Raw genomic sequence first — 17,165 nt, 5'->3', positions numbered from 1 at the left:
GATGACGACGAGCCCCGCCACCGACCCCCTGGCCCAGGACTTCGTGAGGTTTGCGGTCGACGCCGGCGTGTTGCGCTTCGGCGAGTTCAAGACCAAGGCGGGCCGACTGTCACCCTACTTCTTCAATGCCGGCCTGTTCGACGACGGCGCCAAGCTCGGCCGCCTGGCGGAATTCTATGCACGCCGCCTGATGGCGTCCGGACTTCAGTTCGACATGCTCTTCGGCCCTGCTTACAAGGGCATCACCCTGGCGGCCGCGGTGGCCATCGAGCTGGCGCGGCTGGGGCGCAACGTGCCCTTCGCCTACAACCGCAAGGAAGCAAAAGATCACGGCGAGGGTGGTACGCTGGTCGGCGCGAAGGTGGTCGGCCGCGTTCTCATCATCGACGACGTGATTTCCGCAGGAACCTCGGTGCGCGAATCCATCTCCATCATCCAGGCCGTGGGGGCGGTGCCCTGCGGCGTGGCCATCGCGCTGGATCGGCAGGAAAAGGCCACCGAGGGAGGCGTCGACGCATCCTGGTCGGCTGTGCAGTATGTCCAGCAACAGCTCGGTCTGGAAGTGGCGGCGATTGCGACGCTTTCAGACTTGCTGCAATACTTGAAGTCGACGGCCGACACTGGCTTGGCAGCCCATTTCGGCGCCGTGGCGGCCTACCGCGAACGATACGGAGTCTGAATGCAACCCTCGGCCATGGCCCGTCTGATCACCACCGCCGGCGTGCTGGCGGCGGCGGCCATGTCGGCCCCTGCCGCGGGGCTGCCGCCTTCGGGCAAAGCGGGGGCGATCTACAGCTGCATCGACGCGAACGGCAAGCGGCTCACCTCGGACCGACCGATTGCCGAATGTGCCAGCCGCAACCAGCGCCTGCTCAATGCCGACGGTTCGGTGCGCCAGATCGTGCCGCCGGTGCCGACCGCCGACGAGCGCGCCGCGATCGAGGCGCGCCAGCAGGAAGAGGCACTGGCACGCGCGATGCAGCGCGAGGCCAGCCGGCGTGACCGCAACCTGCTGCAGCGCTTCCCGAACGAAGCGGCGCACAACAAGGCGCGCCAAGCCGCGCTGGAAGACACGCGCAAGGGCCTGCGCGTCTCTGAGTCGCGACTCGAGACGCTGGAGAAGGAGCGCAAGCCGCTGATGGACGAGCAGGAGTTCTACATCGGCAAGCAACTGCCGCTCAAGCTCAGACAGGCGATCGACGCCAACGATGCAGCCACCGAAGCGCAGAGCAGCCTGATCCAGAACCAGAAGGCCGAGATCGTTCGCATCAACAAGCTCTATGACGACGAGCTCGAGCGGCTGCGCAAGCTCTGGGGCGGTGCTCAGCCCGGCTCGATGGGCGTGATCGCCTCCAGCGAGGCGGCCTCGGCGCCGGGCAAGACCGCCAGGCCTTGATCGCCTGCCGGCTCAGGACAACTTCTTCTTCAGCAGCTCGTTGACCTGGGCCGGGTTGGCCTTGCCCTTGGTCGCCTTCATCGCCTGGCCGACCAGCGCGTTGAAGGCCTTGTCCTTGCCGGCACGGTATTCCTCCACCGATCTGGTGTTTGCCGCCAGCACCTCGTCGAGAATGCGCTCGAGTTCGCCGCTGTCGGACATCTGCTTCAGTCCCTTGGCCTCGATGATCGCGTCGACCTCGCTGCCGGCACCGGTCCACAGCGCGTCGAACACCTGCCGGGCGCCGTTGTTGGAGATCGTGCCGTCGACGATGCGGCCGACCATCGCCGCGAGCTGCACCGCAGTCACCGGGCTGGATTCGATGCCGCGGTCCTCGGCATTGAGCCGCCGCGACACCTCGCCCATCAGCCAGTTGGCCACCAGCTTGGGCTGGCCGCAGGCCTTCGCGGCGGTCTCGAAGAAGGCCCCCATCGCCTTGCCCTGCGTCATCATCGCTGCGTCGTAGGCGGGCAGGCCGTAGTCGCTCTGGAAACGCTGCGCCATCAGACGCGGCAGTTCGGGCATCTCCGACTTCACGCGCTCGATCCACTGCGGCGCGATCACCAGCGGCGGCAGGTCGGGGTCGGGGAAGTAGCGGTAGTCATGCGCGTCTTCCTTGGTGCGCATCGCCCGCGTCTCGCCGCTGTCGGGGTCGAACAGCACGGTAGCCTGCTGCACCTGGCCGCCGTCCTCGATCAGGTCGATCTGCCACTGCACCTCGAAGTCGATGGCCTGCTGCAGGAATTTGAAGCTGTTCAGGTTCTTGATCTCGCGGCGCGTGCCGAAGGGCGCGCCGGGCCGGCGCACCGAGACGTTGGCATCGCAGCGGAACGAGCCCTCCTGCATGTTGCCGTCGCAGATGTCGAGCCACACCACGAGGGCATGCAGCGCGCGCGCGTAGGCAGCGGCCTCGGCGCTGCTGCGCATATCGGGCTCGGTGACGATCTCCAGCAGCGGCGTGCCGGCGCGGTTCAGGTCGATGCCGGTCTGCCCGTGGTAGTCCTCGTGCAGCGACTTGCCGGCGTCCTCCTCGAGGTGGGCGCGCGTCAGGTGCACGACATGGCGGGTCTCGCCGATGAAGAACTCGACCTCGCCGCCCTGCACGACCGGAATCTCGTACTGGCTGATCTGGTAACCCTTGGGCAGGTCGGGATAGAAGTAGTTCTTGCGCGCGAAGATCGACAGCGGTGCCACCTTGGCGCCGACGGCCAGGCCGAAGCGGATGGCGCGCTCGACCGCGCCGCGGTTCATCACTGGCAGCGTGCCGGGCAGCGCCAGGTCGACGGGTGAGGCCTGCGTGTTCGGCGCGGCGCCGAACTGCGTGCTCGAGCCGCTGAAGATCTTCGAGCGCGTGGACAGCTGGGCGTGGGTCTCCAGTCCGATGACGACCTCGTAGCCGCGGATGAGTTTGGAGCTGCTCATGGGGTTCAGAATCCGCTGGGCACGCGCGCGTGCCAGTCGGTCGCCTGCTGGAAGGCGTGCGCGGCGTGCAGCAGCGTGCCTTCCTGGAAGTAGTTGCCGATCAGTTGCAGGCCGACAGGCATGCCGGCTTCGCCGAATCCCGCGGGCACGCTCATGCCCGGCAGGCCGGCCAGGCTGGCCGGCAGCGTGAAGATGTCGGCGAGGTAGGCCGCCACCGGGTCGTCGCCCTGCGCGCCGATCTTCCAGGCCACGCTGGGCGCCACCGGTCCGGCAATCACGTCGCATTGCGTGAAGCAGCGCTGGAAGTCGTCGGCGATCATGCGGCGCAGCTTCTGCGCCTGCAGGTAGTAGGCGTCGTAGTAGCCATGGCTGAGCACGTAGGTGCCGATCATGATGCGGCGCTTCACCTCGGGGCCGAAGCCTTCGCTGCGGCTCTTCTTGTACATGTCCAGCAGGTCGGTGTACTTCGCGGCGCGATGACCGTAGCGCACGCCGTCGAAGCGCGACAGGTTCGAGCTGGCCTCGGCCGGCGCGATGATGTAGTAGACGGGGATCGAGAGCTCGGTGCGCGGCAGGCTGACGTCGACCAGCGTCCCTCCGAGCTGCTCGAGTTCGGCCAGTGCGGCACGCACCGCGCCGTTCACGTCGGCAGCCAGCGCGGCAGGGAAGAACTCCTTCGGCAGGCCGATGCGAAGCCCGGCCAGCGGCTTGGCCGCGCTCGCGCCCTCGCGCGAGGCGAGCATCTGGGCGTGGAAGTCCTGTGGCGGGCGCGGCGCGCTGGTCGAGTCGCGCTCGTCGAAGCCGCTCATCGCCGCGAGCAGCAGTGCGCAGTCGGCCGCCGAGCGCGCCATCGGCCCGGCCTGGTCGAGGCTGGAGGCGAAGGCCACCATGCCGTAGCGCGAGCACACGCCGTAGGTCGGCTTGATGCCGGTGATGCCGGAGAAGCTTGCAGGCTGGCGGATCGAGCCGCCAGTGTCGGTGCCGGTGGCGGCGGGCAGCAGGCGCGCCGCCACCGCCGCGGCCGAGCCGCCCGAAGAGCCGCCCGGCACGCGGCTCGTGTCCCAGGGATTGCGCACCGGACCGAAGGCCGAGTTCTCGTTGGCCGAGCCCATCGCGAATTCGTCGCAGTTGAGCTTGGCCAGCGTCACCGCACCGGCCTGTGCCAGGCGAGCCACGACCGTGGCATCGAAGGGGCTGCGGTAGCCCTCCAGCATCTTCGAGCCGGCCGTGGTGGGCAGCTCGGCGCTGACGAAGATGTCCTTGTGCGCGATCGGCACGCCCAGCAGCGGGCCTGATTCGCCCGCGGCGCGGCGCGCGTCGGCCGTTGCAGCTTGTTTCAACGCACCGTCGCTGTCGCTGGCGAGCACGGCGCCCAGCGACGCGTGGGCCGCCATGCGCTCGAGCAACGCGGTGCAGGCCTCGACGCTGGAGACCTCGCGCGACGCCAGCGCTTGGCCCAGTTCGGCCACGCCCATCTCGTGCAGGGCCTTCATTCGATCACCTTCGGCACGAGGAACAGGCCGTCCTCCACTGCGGGCGCGCTGCGCTGGTTGAGTGCGCGCTGGTCCGTCTCGGTGACGATATCGTCGCGCAGCCGCAGGATGACTTCCTGCACCGCCGACAGCGGCGTGTACAGCGGCTCGACGCCGGTGGTGTCGACCGCGCTCATCTGCTCGACGATGGAGAAGAAGCCATTCAGCTGGGTGAGCAGCGATGCCTGCTCGCCGGCGGAGAGTTCCAGTCGGGCGAGGTGGGCGATGCGGCTCACGTCTTGCGGGGTGAGGGCCATGGACGCTCAGGCGGAAACAGGGTGAAAACACGCGGCCTGCACCCCGGTGGAGGCAGGCCGATCAGTTATTATCCCCGGTTATCCACAAGCCCTTGCGCAGCCCATCCCGCCTTGGTTTGCGGGGACTTCAGGAACGACACCGACAACCCCAATCGACCGCAGCGCCGCGCCCAGACCCAATGGTCGGGCGGTATGCCGGCCGAGATCTCCCCATACCATGTTCGGATCTTTTCGTCGCTACTTCTCGACGGACCTGGCCATCGACCTGGGCACGGCCAACACGCTGATCTATGTGCGTGGCAAGGGCATCGTGCTCGACGAGCCGTCCGTTGTCGCCATCCGCCACGAAGGCGGGCCCAACGGCAAGAAGACCATCCAGGCGGTCGGCGCCGAGGCCAAGGCCATGCTCGGCAAGGTGCCCGGCAACATCGAGGCGATTCGCCCGATGAAGGACGGCGTGATCGCCGACTTCACCGTCACCGAGCAGATGCTCAAGCAGTTCATCAAGATGGTCCATCCGCGCTCCGTCCTGAGGCCGAGCCCGCGCATCATCATCTGCGTGCCCTGCGGATCCACCCAGGTGGAGCGGCGTGCGATTCGCGAATCGGCGCTGGGTGCCGGCGCGAGCGAGGTCTACCTGATCGAGGAGCCGATGGCCGCGGCGATCGGCGCGGGATTGCCGGTGTCCGAGGCATCCGGTTCGATGGTGGTCGACATCGGCGGCGGCACCACCGAGGTCGGCGTGATCTCGCTGGGCGGCATGGTCTACAAGGGTTCGGTGCGCGTCGGCGGCGACAAGTTCGACGAGGCGATCATCAACTACATCCGCCGCAACTACGGCATGCTGATCGGCGAGCCGACGGCGGAGGCGATCAAGAAGCAGATCGGTTCCGCCTTCCCCGGCTCCGAGGTCAAGGAGATGGAAGTCAAGGGGCGCAACCTCTCCGAGGGCGTGCCGCGCAGCTTCACCATCTCTTCCAACGAGATCCTCGAAGCGCTGACCGATCCGCTGAACCAGATCGTCTCCAGCGTGAAGAACGCACTGGAGCAGACGCCGCCGGAGCTCGGTGCCGACATCGCCGAGCGCGGCATGATGCTCACCGGTGGCGGTGCGCTGCTGCGCGACCTTGACCGCCTGCTCGCCGAGGAGACCGGCCTGCCGGTGCTCGTCGCCGAGGATCCGCTGACCTGCGTGGTGCGCGGCTGCGGCATGGCGCTGGAGCGCATGGAGCGGCTCGGCGCGATCTTCACCTCCGAGTGAACGGCATGACCCTCGCCGAGCCGGCACGTGCCCCACGTGGCCGGCTTCGTCGCTTCTGAAGACCGCTTGCGCAGTACCCGGCCATGCCCCTTGGCACCCTCGACCGGACCCCGCCGCCCTTTTTCCGCCAGGGCACGTCGGCCCTCACCAAGCTGACCATCTTCTCGGCGTTGGCGCTGTTCCTGATGGTGGCCGACACGCGCTTCCAGCTCACCCGGACGCTGCGGGCCGTGATCGCGACCGTCCTGCACCCCGTCGAGCGCGCATTGCTGGTGCCGGTGGCGGCGTGGCAGGGCGGCAGCGACTACCTGCTCGGCTTGCAGCGCGCGCTGGCCAACGAGGAGGTAGCGCGGCGCGACCTCGCGCGACAGGCCGAGCGCGCGTCGCGTGTCGAGCAGCTGCAGGCGGAGAACCAGCGGTTGCGTGCGCTGCTCGAACTGCGCCCCGCGCTCGCCGTGCGCTCGATGGCCGCCGAGGTGCTCTACGATGCGCCCGACCCGTTCTCGCGCAAGGTGGTCATCGACCGCGGCGCGACGCACGGCGTGGCGATCGCCTCGCCCGTCATCAACGATGCCGGCGTGCTGGGCCAGGTGACGCGTGTCTACCCGCTGTCGTCCGAGGTGACGCTGCTGGCCGACAAGGACGCCGCCATCCCCGTGCTGAACACGCGCAACCAGCTGCGCAGCGCCGCCTTCGGCGTGCGCAACGGCATGGAGCTGCGCTTCATGGCGGGCAATGCCGACGTGCAGGTGGGTGACCTGCTGAGCACATCGGGCGTCGACGGGGTCTACCCGCCGGGCCTTCCGGTGGCCAAGGTGACGCTGGTCGATCGCAAGATCGACACCAGCTTCGCGCGCATCCTGCTCGAGCCGGTGGCCTCGCCCGACGCGGTGCGCCATGTGCTGGTGCTCGAGCCCGTCGGCCTGCAGATGCCGCCCAAGCCGGAGGCGGAGCCCGACGAGGCGTCCAAACCGGCGCCGAAGAAGGGGGCGCGCCGATGATCACGCCCGCGACACGGGAGCGCGCGTCATGATCATGCCGCGTGGGGACACCCTGCTGCTGCCGGCGAACCCGCTGTTCGTCTGGCTGACGCTGGTGGTCGCCTTCCTGCTCAACCTGGTGCCGCTGGGCCGCGTGCCGGCGATGCCGGACTTCCTGGCCGTGGTGCTGGTGTTCTGGAACGTGCACCAGACGCGCCGCGTCGGGGTCGGCGCGGCCTTCCTGTTCGGCCTGCTGATGGACGTTCACGACGGCGCGGTGCTCGGCCAGCACGCCCTGTCCTACACGCTGCTGAGCTACTTCGCGACCACCATCCACCGGCGGCTGCTGTGGTTTGCCGTGCCGTCGCAGGCGGTGCAGATCCTGCCGTTGTTCTTCGCGGCGCACCTCGTGGCGCTGGTCGTGCGCATGCTCGCTGGCGGCATGTTCCCCGGATGGGAGCTGCTGCTGGCGCCGGTGTTCGAGGCGCTCTTGTGGCCTTTGGTCACATGGGTGCTGCTCGCACCGCAGCGCCGACCGCCCGATCCGGACGAAAATCGTCCACTGTGATGACGACCCACCGCTTCCCGAGTGCGGCAGGCCACTCCCGCGATGGGGAGCGGCGCGGCGCCCGGCCTGCGCGCTGTCACGCTGACCATGACTGAAATCAGGAACGTCGAGCAGGAGCTGGCGCGGTTCAACCTGCGCCTGCTGGCCGCAGCCGTCTTCGTGCTGTTCGGCTTCGTGCTGCTGGCCGCCCGTCTGGTGCACCTGCAGGTGTTCAAGCACGAGGAATTGTCGACGCAGGCCGAAAACAACCGCATCGCGGTGGTGCCGATCGTCCCCAATCGCGGCCTCATCGTCGACCGCAACGGCATCGTGCTCGCCAACAACTACTCGGCCTACACGCTGGAGATCACGCCGTCCAAGGCCGGCGAACTCGAGCCGCTGATCGACAGCCTCGCCCAGGTGGTCGAGATCCAGTCGCGCGACCGCAAGCGCTTCAAGAGGCTGATGGAGGAGAGCAAGAGCTTCGAGTCGCTGCCGATCCGCACCAAGCTCAGCGACGACGAGGTGGCGCGCTTCACCGCGCAGCGCTTCCGCTTCCCGGGCGTCGACATCAAGGCGCGGCTGTTTCGCAACTACCCCCTCGGCGAGACCGGCAGCCACCTGCTGGGCTACATCGGCCGCATCAACCAGGCGGAAAAGGAAGTCATCGACGATGCCGAGGATGCCGCCAACTACCGCGGCACCGAATACATCGGCAAGCTCGGCGTCGAGCAGAGCTACGAGGCCGAGCTGCACGGCACCACCGGCTTCGAGGAGGTCGAAACCAGTGCCGGCGGGCGTCCGGTGCGGCGCCTGAAGAGCAACCCGGCCACGCCGGGCAACAAGCTGGTGCTGTCGATCGACATCCGCCTGCAGGCGCTGGTCGAGGAACTGTTCGGTGACCGCCGCGGCGCGCTGGTCGCGCTCGACCCGCGCAACGGCGAGGTGCTCGCCTTCGTCAGCAAGCCGACCTTCGACCCCAACCTCTTCGTCGACGGCATCGACCACGAGAGCTGGAAGGAGCTCAACGAGTCGATCGACAAGCCGCTGCTGAACCGGGCGCTGCGTGGCACCTATCCGCCGGGATCGACCTTCAAGCCCTTCATGGCGATCGCCGCGCTGAACACCGGCAAGCGCAGCCCGAACCAGGTGATCTTCGACGGCGGCACCTTCCAGTTCGGCAATCACACCTTCCGCAGCCACGGCGACCACGGCCTCGGGCCCGTCGACATGGTGCGCAGCATCGTCAAGTCGAGCAACGTCTACTACTACTCGCTGGCCAACGAGATGGGCGTGGACCTGATGCACGATCAGCTCGAACCGTTCGGCTTCGGGCGCAAGACCGGCATCGACGTGGAAGGCGAGGTCACCGGGCTGCTGCCGTCCACCGAATGGAAGCGCAAGGCCTACAAGAAGCCCGAGCAGCAGAAGTGGTACGCCGGGGAAACCATCTCGCTGGGCATCGGCCAGGGCTACAACAACTTCACCATGCTGCAGTTGGCCAGCGCCACGGCCACGCTGGTTTCCGGCGGACAGCGCTACATGCCGCGCCTGGTGCGCGAGATCGAGGACGTGACCACCGGCGCGCGCCGCGTGATGGCCAACGAAGCGCTTCCGCCGCTGCCGCTCAAGCCCGAGCATGTCGAGCTGATCAACCGCGCGCTGCACGGCGTGACGCAGGAGGGCACCTCGGTGCGTTCCTTCATGGGCGCGCCCTACAAGAGCGGCGGCAAGACCGGCACCGCGCAGGCGGTGGGCATCAGGCAGAACGAGAAGTACAACGCCTCCAAGCTCGAGGAGCACAAGCGCGACCACTCGCTGTACATGGCGTTTGCGCCGCTGGAGGCTCCGACCATCGCGATGGCCATCGTGGTCGAGAACGCCGGTTTCGGCTCGGAGGCCGCGGCGCCGATCACGCGCCGCGTGTTCGACTATGTGCTCACCGGCGTGCTGCCGAGCCCGGAAGACATCGCGCTGACGCGGGAGGGCAAGTCCGGCGCTCCGATCGGCAAGCCGCGGCCGGTCAACGAGGTGCCGCTGCCTGGCGCTGCAGCGGTGGCGCCGATGGCCGCCTCGAACCAGCAGGTGGCGCAGCGGTCGGCCGCGGACGAGGAGGCGGCCCGATGAGCGCGACCAGCCGGCCGGCACCGATGAACGTCGCCTTCGAGCAGCCCTCGCTCTGGCAGCGCATCGCGCCGGTGTTCACCGGCTTCGACGGACCCCTGTCCCTGGCGATCCTGCTCCTTGCCGGTGCCGGGCTGCTGACCATGTACTCGGTCGGCTTCGACCACGGCACGCGCTTCGTCGACCACGGCCGCAACATGCTGATCGCCTTCGCGATCCTCTTCATCGTCGCCCAGGTGCCGCCGCAGCGGCTGATGTCGCTGGCCGTGCCGCTGTACGTGCTCGGTGTGGCCCTGCTGGTGGCCGTGGCGCTGTTCGGCATCACCAAGAAGGGCGCGACGCGCTGGCTCAACATCGGCGTCGTCGTCCAGCCCAGCGAGATGCTGAAGATCGCCGTGCCGCTGATGCTCGCCTGGTGGTTCCAGCGCCGCGAAGGCCAGTTGCGCGCGCCCGACTTCCTCGTCGCGGGCGTGCTGCTGGCGCTGCCGGTGGGGCTGATCATGAAGCAGCCCGACCTGGGAACCGCCATCCTGGTGCTTTCCGCCGGCCTGTACGTGATCTTCTTCGCCGGCCTGTCGTGGCGGCTGATCATCCCGGTCCTGATGCTGGGCGCAGTGGCCGTCACGGCGCTGGTGCTGTCGGGTGACCGCATCTGCGAGTCCGACGTGAAGTGGCCGGTGCTGCGCGACTACCAGAAGCATCGCGTCTGCACGCTGCTCGACCCTTCCAAGGATCCGCTCGGCAAGGGCTTCCACACGCTGCAGGGCATGATCGCCATCGGTTCCGGCGGTATCGAGGGCAAGGGCTTCATGAAGGGCACGCAGACGCACCTGGAATTCATCCCGGAGCGCACCACCGACTTCATCTTCGCGGGCTTCTCGGAAGAGTTCGGTCTGGTCGGCTGCATCGGCCTGCTGATCGGCTTCACCTTCCTGATCTTCCGCGGCCTGATGATCGCCGCCGGCGCGCCGACCCTGTTCGGCCGGCTGCTGGCTGGCGCGATCACGCTGAGCTTCTTCACCTACGCATTCGTGAACATGGGCATGGTCAGCGGCATCCTGCCGGTGGTGGGCGTGCCCCTGCCCTTCATCAGCTATGGCGGCACGGCGATGGTGACGCTGGGGCTGGGACTGGGCATTCTGATGTCGATCGCGAAGAGCCGGCGGCTCGTCCAGACATGACGGCGCGCGTCGCCGTCATCGGCATCGGCAACATGGGCCTGGGGATGGCGCTGCGGCTGCGCGACCGCGGCTTCGGCGTGGCCGTGCGCGACATCGACGCGGCGCGCGAGGCGCTGGCGCGGGCCGAGGGCCTGGCGGTGCACGACTCGCCGGCCGCAACGGCCGAAGGGGCGCGCTGCGCGATCGTCGCCGTGGTCGACGCGGTGCAGTCCGAGGCGGTGCTGTTCGGTGAGCGCGGTCTGTCCGATGCGCTGCCTCACGGTGCCGCCGTGCTGCTGTGCCCGACGATCGCGCCGCGCGACACCGAGGCGATCGCCGAGCGGTTGCTCGCGCGGGGGCTTGTGCCCGTCGATGCGCCGATGTCCGGCGGACCGGCCCGCGCGCGCGACGGCACGATGAGCCTGATGGTCGCCTGTGCCGACGCGGTGTTCGAGCAGCAGCGCGACGTGATCGAGTCGCTGTCGAGCGCCGTCTTCCGGCTCGGCACGCGTCTCGGCGACGGTGCGCGCACCAAGCTCGTCAACAACCTGCTCGCCGGCATCAACCTCGCCGGCGCGGCCGAGGTGCTGGCGCTGGCCGAACGCGCCGGTCTCGACCCGGCGCGTACTCTGGACGTGATCGAGCGCTCCAGCGGACAGAGTTGGATCGGCTCCGACCGGCTGCGCCGCGCTATCGCCGGCGATCTCGCGCCGCGCGCCCACACCACGCTGCTGAACAAGGACACGCACCTGGCGCTGGCCATGGCGGCGCAACTGCAAATGGCCACGCCGGTCGGCGAGCAGGCGGCGGCGCTGTTCGCGCGCGCCTGCGACAGCGGCTTCGGGTCGCTCGACGACGCCAGCCTGTTCGAGCTGCTACGCCGCCGCTGAATCGGGCGATGTCGCCGCGCCGGCATTCGCGGCTGGGAAGCGCAGCGTGAAGCGCGCACCCGGGCCGAAGGCAGCGCCGCCCTGATCGCTCAGCCCCGGGCGATGACGCAGGTTGGCATCTTCCAGCTGGATCTGCGCGCCATGCTGGGAGGCGATCTCACGCACGATGGCCAGGCCCAGTCCGCTGCCGTCGACGTCGGTGCCCAGCGTGCGGTAGAAGGGCCTGAACACCTTCTCGCGCTCGGCCGGCGGAATGCCGGGACCGGAGTCCTCGACCTGCAGCACGACGACCTGGCCGAACGGATCGTCGACGATGCGCACCGTCACCGTGCCGCCAGCCGGCGTGTACTGCAGCGCGTTGTCCACGAGGTTGCGGATCAGCTCGCGCAGCAGCAGTGCGTGACCGCTGACCAGCGCGCCCTTGCCCGATGCCGCGCCCCGGCCGGTCTCCGGGCCTTCGTAGCCGAGGTCGATGCGCTTCTCCAGGGCGCGCGGCACGAAGTCGCGCACCGTCTCGGTGGCCAGGCGGGCGAGGTTGACGGTCTGGCGCGGCATCTGCTGGCCCTGGTCCTCGGCACGTGCCATCGCCAGCAGCTGGTTGACCATGTGCGCGGCGCTCTGGCTGGAGTGGGCGATCTGCTGCAGCGACTTCTTCAGCGCCTGCGGGTCACGCTCGCCGGCATCGATCTCCCGCTGCGCCAGCTCGGCCTGCGTGCGCAGTCCGGCCAGCGGCGTCTTCAGCTGGTGCGCTGCGTCGGCGAGGAAGTGCTTCTGCGCGCCGATCGACTGGTCCAGCCGTGCCAGGAGGTCGTTGATCGCACGCACCAGCGGCGACACCTCCTCGGGCGCGTCGCGCTCGTCGATCGGCGACAGGTCGCTGCTGTCGCGACGGCGGATGCGCTGCTGCAGTTCGTTGAGCGGCGAGATGCCGCGAACCAGCGCCAGCCAGACCAGCAGCACGGCCATCGGCAGGATGACGAACTGCGGCAGGATCACGCCCTTGATGATCTCGGTGGCCAGCCGCGATCGCTTGCCGAGCGTCTCGGCCACCTGCACCAGGGCCATCGGCGGCTCGCCGGAGCGGCCGGGCAGGGCGATCCACACGTAGGCGATGCGCAGGTTGTCGCTGTCCATTTCGCCGTCGCGAAAGCGCACCTCGTCGGGAACGACAGGTTCGTCCTCCGGTGGCAGCGGCAGGCTGCGCTCGCCGCTGAGCAGTTCGCCGCGCAGGCCCAGCACCTGGTAGTAGATGTCGTCCGCCTCGTCGGTGTGCAGCAGTTCGGAGGCGCCAGCGGGCAGCGTGAACTCGGCCGTGCGCGTGCCGTCGCCGGCCTGGCGCAGCTCCACCTGCTTGGCCAAGGTGCGCGTCATCTCGCCGAGCTCGCGGTCGAAGGGCTTGTGGGCGATGCCTTGCGCCACCAGCCAGGTCAGTGCCACGCTCATCGGCCACAGCAGCAGCAGCGGCGCGAGCATCCAGTCGAGGATCTCGCCAAAGAGGGAGCGCTGTTCCTTCTTGGTCGCGGGCATGGGCGCTCAGGATAGCGCCGCATCGCGCGGGCTCTGACGGCTCAAGCGGAGATCTTTTCCAGGCAGTAGCCCAGTCCGCGTACCGTCGCGATGCGCACCGGACCTTGCTCGATCTTCTTGCGCAGGCGGTGGATGTAGACCTCGATGGCGTTGTTGCTGACCTCTTCGCCCCACTCGCAAAGCCGCTCGACGAGCTGGTCCTTGCTGACGAGCCGGCCGGAGCGCTGCAGCAGCACCTCGAGCAGCGACAGTTCGCGTGCCGACAACTCGATCATCTGGTCGTTGATGTAGGCCACCCGACCGGTGGCATCGAAGGTCAGCGGGCCATGCTTGATCACGGTGGAAGCCGTTCCCAGGCCGCGGCGCGTCAGGGCGCGTACGCGCGCCTCCAGCTCCTGCAGCGAGAAAGGCTTGGCCATGTAGTCGTCGGCGCCCAGATCCAGACCCTTGACGCGCTGCTCGACGCTGTCGGCCGCGGTGAGGATCAGCACCGGCACCGAGGAGCCGCGGGCGCGCAGCTTGCGCAACACCTCCAGGCCATGCAGCTTGGGCAGGCCGAGGTCGAGGATGAGCAGGTCGAACTCGTGGGAGGCGAGCGCAGCGTCGGCCTCGGTACCGCTGCTCACCCGGTCCACCGCATAGCCACCGTTGCGCAGGGAGCGCAGCAGCCCGTCGGCCAGAACTTGATCGTCTTCGGCGACCAGGATGCGCATGAAGTGTCTCCTCGCCGGATCGCGTCCGGCTGTGACCTGCATTGTAGGGATGGGCACACCGGCCGGACACAGGCACTGTACAAACATCCAGCTTTTGCGATAATCACCGTCACTTCCCAGGAGAACGCCGAATGGACGCACCCGTCAAAGCCCTCAATACCGAAAAAGCCAAGGCCCTGCAGGCGGCACTGGCCCAGATCGAGAAGCAGTTCGGCAAGGGCTCGATCATGCGCCTGGGCGAAGGCGAGAAGATCGAGGACATCGAGGTCGTCTCCACAGGCTCGCTCGGGCTGGACATCGCGCTGGGTGTCGGCGGCCTGCCGCGCGGCCGGGTGGTGGAGATCTACGGCCCGGAATCCTCCGGCAAGACCACGCTCACCCTGCAGGTCATCGCCGAGATGCAGAAGCAGGGCGGCACCTGCGCCTTCATCGATGCCGAGCACGCGCTGGACACCGCCTACGCACAAAAGCTCGGCGTGAACCTGCAGGAACTGCTCATTTCGCAACCCGACACCGGCGAGCAGGCGCTCGAGATCGTCGATGCGCTGGTGCGCTCCGGCTCGGTCGACCTGGTCGTCGTCGACTCGGTGGCTGCGCTCACGCCCAAGGCCGAGATCGAGGGCGAGATGGGCGACTCGTTGCCCGGCCTGCAGGCCCGCCTGATGAGCCAGGCGCTGCGCAAGCTGACCGCCACGATCAAGAAGACCAACACCATGGTCATCTTCATCAACCAGATCCGCATGAAGATCGGCGTGATGTTCGGCAGCCCTGAAACCACCACCGGTGGCAATGCGCTGAAGTTCTATGCCTCCGTGCGCCTCGACATCCGCCGCATCGGCTCGATCAAGAAGGGCGAGGAGGTCATCGGCAACGAGACCAAGGTCAAGGTCGTCAAGAACAAGGTCTCGCCGCCGTTCAAGACGGCCGAGTTCGACATCCTCTACGGTCAGGGCATCAGCCGCGAAGGCGAGATCATCGACATGGGCGTCACCAACAGGATCCTCGAGAAGAGCGGCGCCTGGTACGCCTACAACGGCGAGAAGATCGGCCAGGGCAAGGACAACGCCCGCGAGTTCCTGCGCGAGAACCCTGAGATCGCCCACGAGATCGAGAACAAGGTGCGCGAGGCGGTGGGCATTCCGCTGCTGCCGGGCAGCGACGCCGCAGAGTGAAACCGGCGCCGCGCTCGCTGAAGGCGCGGGCGCTGCAGTGGCTGGCCCAGCGCGAGCACAGCCGTGCGGAGATGCAGCGTAAATTGCTGCCGCACGCACGCGCCTTGGCGGCGCAGGCGCGAGCCGGGGGGGAAGGCCGTGCCGCGATCGAGGCGCCAGATCCCCATGAGGTGATGACCCGCGTGACCGAGGTGCTCGACTGGCTGGAAGCCAACCGCTACCTTTCGCAGCAGCGCTTCGCCGAGTCGCGCATCCACGCCCGCGCGGCACGCCACGGCAACCTGCGCATCCAGCAGGAACTCGCCCAGCACGGCATTGCGCTCGACGCGACATCGGCCCAGGCCCTTCAGGCCAGCGAGTTCGGGCGTGCCCGCGAGGTCTGGGGCCGCAAGTACGACGCGCCTGCGGCCGATGCCGCCGGGCGCGCACGGCAGGCACGTTTCCTTTCCAGCCGCGGCTTCTCGGCCGAGACGGTGCGTCGCGTGCTGCGTGCCGCCGGCGCGCCGCTCGACGAAGACTGATCCTGCCGGCTGCGGCGGCTGCCAGCCAGCCGTCAGCTTTGGTGCAACGCAGCATGCTACATTCCGCGGCGTTTGCGCTGGTTACGGTGGAGTGACAGCCCCGCTTGGAGCAGCGCCCGACAGCCACTGCACCCACCGTTTCTCCTCCCATGGCTCTGCCGCCCGCCGCGCCCGAGCGACAGCTCAAGCACCGCCGCAGCATCGACGTTCACGTCTATGCGCGCGGCAATGGCCTGTGGGAGGTCGATGCCGAGATCCGAGACGTCAAGACGCGCGACGCCCAGCTCGCCGGCGGCATCCGCAAGGCAGGCGATCCCATCCACGACATGCTGCTGCGCCTCGTCGTCGACGAGCGGCTCAACATCGTCGAGGCCGGTTCCGAAACGCGCTGGATGCCCTACCCCGGACACTGCGACGACCATGGGGACGCCTACCAGGCCCTTGCGGGACTGAACCTGCTGAAGGGCTTCCGGGCCGCCGTCAAGGAGCGACTGGGCGGCAGCATCGGCTGCACCCACCTTACCGAGCTGACGCAGGTGCTGCCCACCGCGGTGATCCAGGCCTTCGCCGGCGAAGTCATCGACACCCGCGAAGACAGCGAGCACCAGCCCTTCCAGATCGACCGCTGCCACGCCTTGCGCTCCGACGGTGCGGCCGTGAAACTCTTCTACCCGCGCTGGTACCGGGGGGCCGTCGACCCCGCAGCCGTTCCCACCCCTCTAGAAACCTAGGCAAGCGAGACCCTCATGAAGATCCACGAGTACCAGGGCAAGGAAATCCTGCGCCAGTTCGGCGTTCCGGTGCCGCGCGGCTATCCGGCCTTCAGCGTGCACGAAGCGACGGAAGCCGCGCAGAAGCTGGGCGGTCCGGTCTGGGTGGTGAAGGCGCAGATCCACGCCGGCGGCCGCGGCAAGGGCGGCGGCGTGAAGCTGGCCAAGTCGCTGGACGACGTGAAGGCGTTGGCCGGTCAGATCCTCGGCATGCAGCTCAAGACGCACCAGACCGGCCCCGAGGGCCAGAAGGTGCGCCGCCTGTACATCGAGGAAGGCGCCGACATCAAGAAGGAGTACTACGTCTCGCTGGTCACCGACCGCGCATCGCAGAAGGTCGCCTTCATCGCCTCCAGCGAAGGCGGCATGGACATCGAGGAAGTCGCGCACAGCACCCCCGAGAAGATCATCACCGAGACGATCGATCCGCTGACCGGCCTCGGCGACGCGCAGGCCAAGCAGATTGCCGCGGCCATCGGCCTGCCTGCGGGCTCGCACGCCCAGGCGGTGTCGCTGTTCCAGAACTTGTACCGCTGCTACATGGAGACGGACGCCTCGCTGGTCGAGATCAATCCGCTGAACTGCGACAGCCAGGGCAACCTGATCGCGCTGGACGCCAAGTTCAACTTCGACGCCAACGCACTGTTCCGCCACCCCGAGATCGTCGCCTACCGCGACCTCGACGAAGAGGATCCGGCGGAGATCGAGGCGAGCAAGTTCGACCTCGCCTACATCCAGCTCGACGGCAACATCGGCTGCCTGGTCAACGGTGCCGGCCTCGCGATGGCGACCATGGACACCATCAAGCTGTTCGGCGGCGAGCCGGCCAACTTCCTCGACGTCGGCGGCGGCGC

The 17,165-nt window shown here is 68.2% G+C and carries 17 protein-coding genes; 12 read left to right on the top strand and 5 right to left on the bottom strand.

Annotated features, from left to right (window positions below; genetic code table 11):
• The first annotated feature begins 1 nt into the window (after position 1).
• Positions 2–679: an orotate phosphoribosyltransferase gene (pyrE, locus tag Q0599_RS05660; RefSeq protein ID WP_298826886.1), complete on the top strand. Its 678-nt coding sequence runs from the start codon at positions 2–4 to the stop codon at positions 677–679.
• A complete protein-coding gene (locus Q0599_RS05655; RefSeq protein ID WP_298826883.1) occupies positions 680–1,396 on the top strand; it encodes a DUF4124 domain-containing protein in 717 nt (238 codons plus the stop codon).
• A gap of 12 nt (positions 1,397–1,408) precedes the next feature.
• On the opposite strand, the gene gatB is transcribed toward Q0599_RS05655, so the two are convergent.
• From gatB to gatC, 3 genes are read right to left on the bottom strand one after another with little or no spacing between them, the layout of a single operon-like run.
• Entirely contained in the window at positions 1,409–2,857 is a 1,449-nt protein-coding gene (gatB, locus tag Q0599_RS05650; protein WP_298826880.1) for an Asp-tRNA(Asn)/Glu-tRNA(Gln) amidotransferase subunit GatB, read from the bottom strand.
• 5 nt (positions 2,858–2,862) lie between these two features.
• Positions 2,863–4,350 (bottom strand): Asp-tRNA(Asn)/Glu-tRNA(Gln) amidotransferase subunit GatA, encoded by a 1,488-nt coding sequence (gene gatA / locus Q0599_RS05645; protein WP_298826877.1) that lies wholly within the window; start codon positions 4,348–4,350, stop codon positions 2,863–2,865.
• Positions 4,347–4,646 (bottom strand): Asp-tRNA(Asn)/Glu-tRNA(Gln) amidotransferase subunit GatC, encoded by a 300-nt coding sequence (gene gatC / locus Q0599_RS05640; RefSeq protein ID WP_298826874.1) that lies wholly within the window; start codon positions 4,644–4,646, stop codon positions 4,347–4,349. The genes gatA and gatC overlap by 4 nt, the downstream gene beginning before the upstream one ends.
• A gap of 217 nt (positions 4,647–4,863) precedes the next feature.
• On the opposite strand from gatC, the gene Q0599_RS05635 reads away from it, so the two are divergent.
• The 6 genes from Q0599_RS05635 (at position 4,864) to Q0599_RS05610 (ending at position 11,608) form a co-directional block, all read left to right on the top strand.
• Positions 4,864–5,907, top strand: coding sequence for a rod shape-determining protein (locus Q0599_RS05635; RefSeq protein ID WP_298826871.1), 1,044 nt, complete (start codon positions 4,864–4,866; stop codon positions 5,905–5,907).
• A gap of 83 nt (positions 5,908–5,990) precedes the next feature.
• On the top strand, positions 5,991–6,908 hold the full coding sequence (mreC, locus tag Q0599_RS05630; protein ID WP_298826868.1) for a rod shape-determining protein MreC: 918 nt from the start codon (positions 5,991–5,993) through the stop codon (positions 6,906–6,908).
• Between the two features lie 28 nt (positions 6,909–6,936).
• A complete protein-coding gene (mreD, locus tag Q0599_RS05625; protein WP_298826863.1) occupies positions 6,937–7,455 on the top strand; it encodes a rod shape-determining protein MreD in 519 nt (172 codons plus the stop codon).
• 87 nt (positions 7,456–7,542) lie between these two features.
• Positions 7,543–9,561 (top strand): penicillin-binding protein 2, encoded by a 2,019-nt coding sequence (gene mrdA / locus Q0599_RS05620; protein ID WP_298826860.1) that lies wholly within the window; start codon positions 7,543–7,545, stop codon positions 9,559–9,561.
• Between the two features lie 23 nt (positions 9,562–9,584).
• Positions 9,585–10,739 (top strand): rod shape-determining protein RodA, encoded by a 1,155-nt coding sequence (gene rodA / locus Q0599_RS05615; RefSeq protein ID WP_298827030.1) that lies wholly within the window; start codon positions 9,585–9,587, stop codon positions 10,737–10,739.
• Complete coding sequence (locus tag Q0599_RS05610; protein ID WP_298826857.1) at positions 10,736–11,608, top strand: NAD(P)-dependent oxidoreductase; 873 nt, start codon at positions 10,736–10,738, stop codon at positions 11,606–11,608. Before rodA ends, Q0599_RS05610 begins: the two co-directional genes overlap by 4 nt.
• On the opposite strand, the gene Q0599_RS05605 is transcribed toward Q0599_RS05610, so the two are convergent.
• Positions 11,594–13,135, bottom strand: a complete 1,542-nt coding sequence (locus tag Q0599_RS05605; protein ID WP_298826854.1) for a sensor histidine kinase — start codon at positions 13,133–13,135, stop codon at positions 11,594–11,596. The genes Q0599_RS05610 and Q0599_RS05605 overlap by 15 nt on opposite strands.
• A 41-nt stretch (positions 13,136–13,176) precedes the next feature.
• On the bottom strand, positions 13,177–13,848 hold the full coding sequence (locus Q0599_RS05600; RefSeq protein ID WP_298826851.1) for a response regulator transcription factor: 672 nt from the start codon (positions 13,846–13,848) through the stop codon (positions 13,177–13,179).
• 131 nt (positions 13,849–13,979) lie between these two features.
• On the opposite strand from Q0599_RS05600, the gene recA reads away from it, so the two are divergent.
• The 4 genes from recA to sucC all read left to right on the top strand — a co-directional run.
• The gene (gene recA / locus Q0599_RS05595) at positions 13,980–15,020 is read left to right on the top strand and encodes a recombinase RecA (RefSeq protein WP_298826848.1); all 1,041 of its coding nucleotides are present in this window, start codon (positions 13,980–13,982) and stop codon (positions 15,018–15,020) included.
• The gene (locus Q0599_RS05590; RefSeq protein WP_298826843.1) at positions 15,017–15,541 is read left to right on the top strand and encodes a RecX family transcriptional regulator; all 525 of its coding nucleotides are present in this window, start codon (positions 15,017–15,019) and stop codon (positions 15,539–15,541) included. The genes recA and Q0599_RS05590 overlap by 4 nt, the downstream gene beginning before the upstream one ends.
• Before the next feature lie 149 nt (positions 15,542–15,690).
• Positions 15,691–16,272, top strand: a complete 582-nt coding sequence (locus Q0599_RS05585) for a DUF2889 domain-containing protein (RefSeq protein ID WP_298826840.1) — start codon at positions 15,691–15,693, stop codon at positions 16,270–16,272.
• A gap of 15 nt (positions 16,273–16,287) precedes the next feature.
• Positions 16,288–17,165 (top strand): ADP-forming succinate--CoA ligase subunit beta (gene sucC, locus Q0599_RS05580; RefSeq protein WP_298826837.1); only part of this gene is annotated, 878 nt, incomplete at its 3' end.

The organism is uncultured Piscinibacter sp., assembly GCF_937952055.1.
GTDB lineage: Bacteria > Pseudomonadota > Gammaproteobacteria > Burkholderiales > Burkholderiaceae_C > Piscinibacter.
The sequence above is the reverse complement of the archived record's forward strand: the minus strand, read 5'-3'. Positions and strand labels throughout refer to the sequence as shown.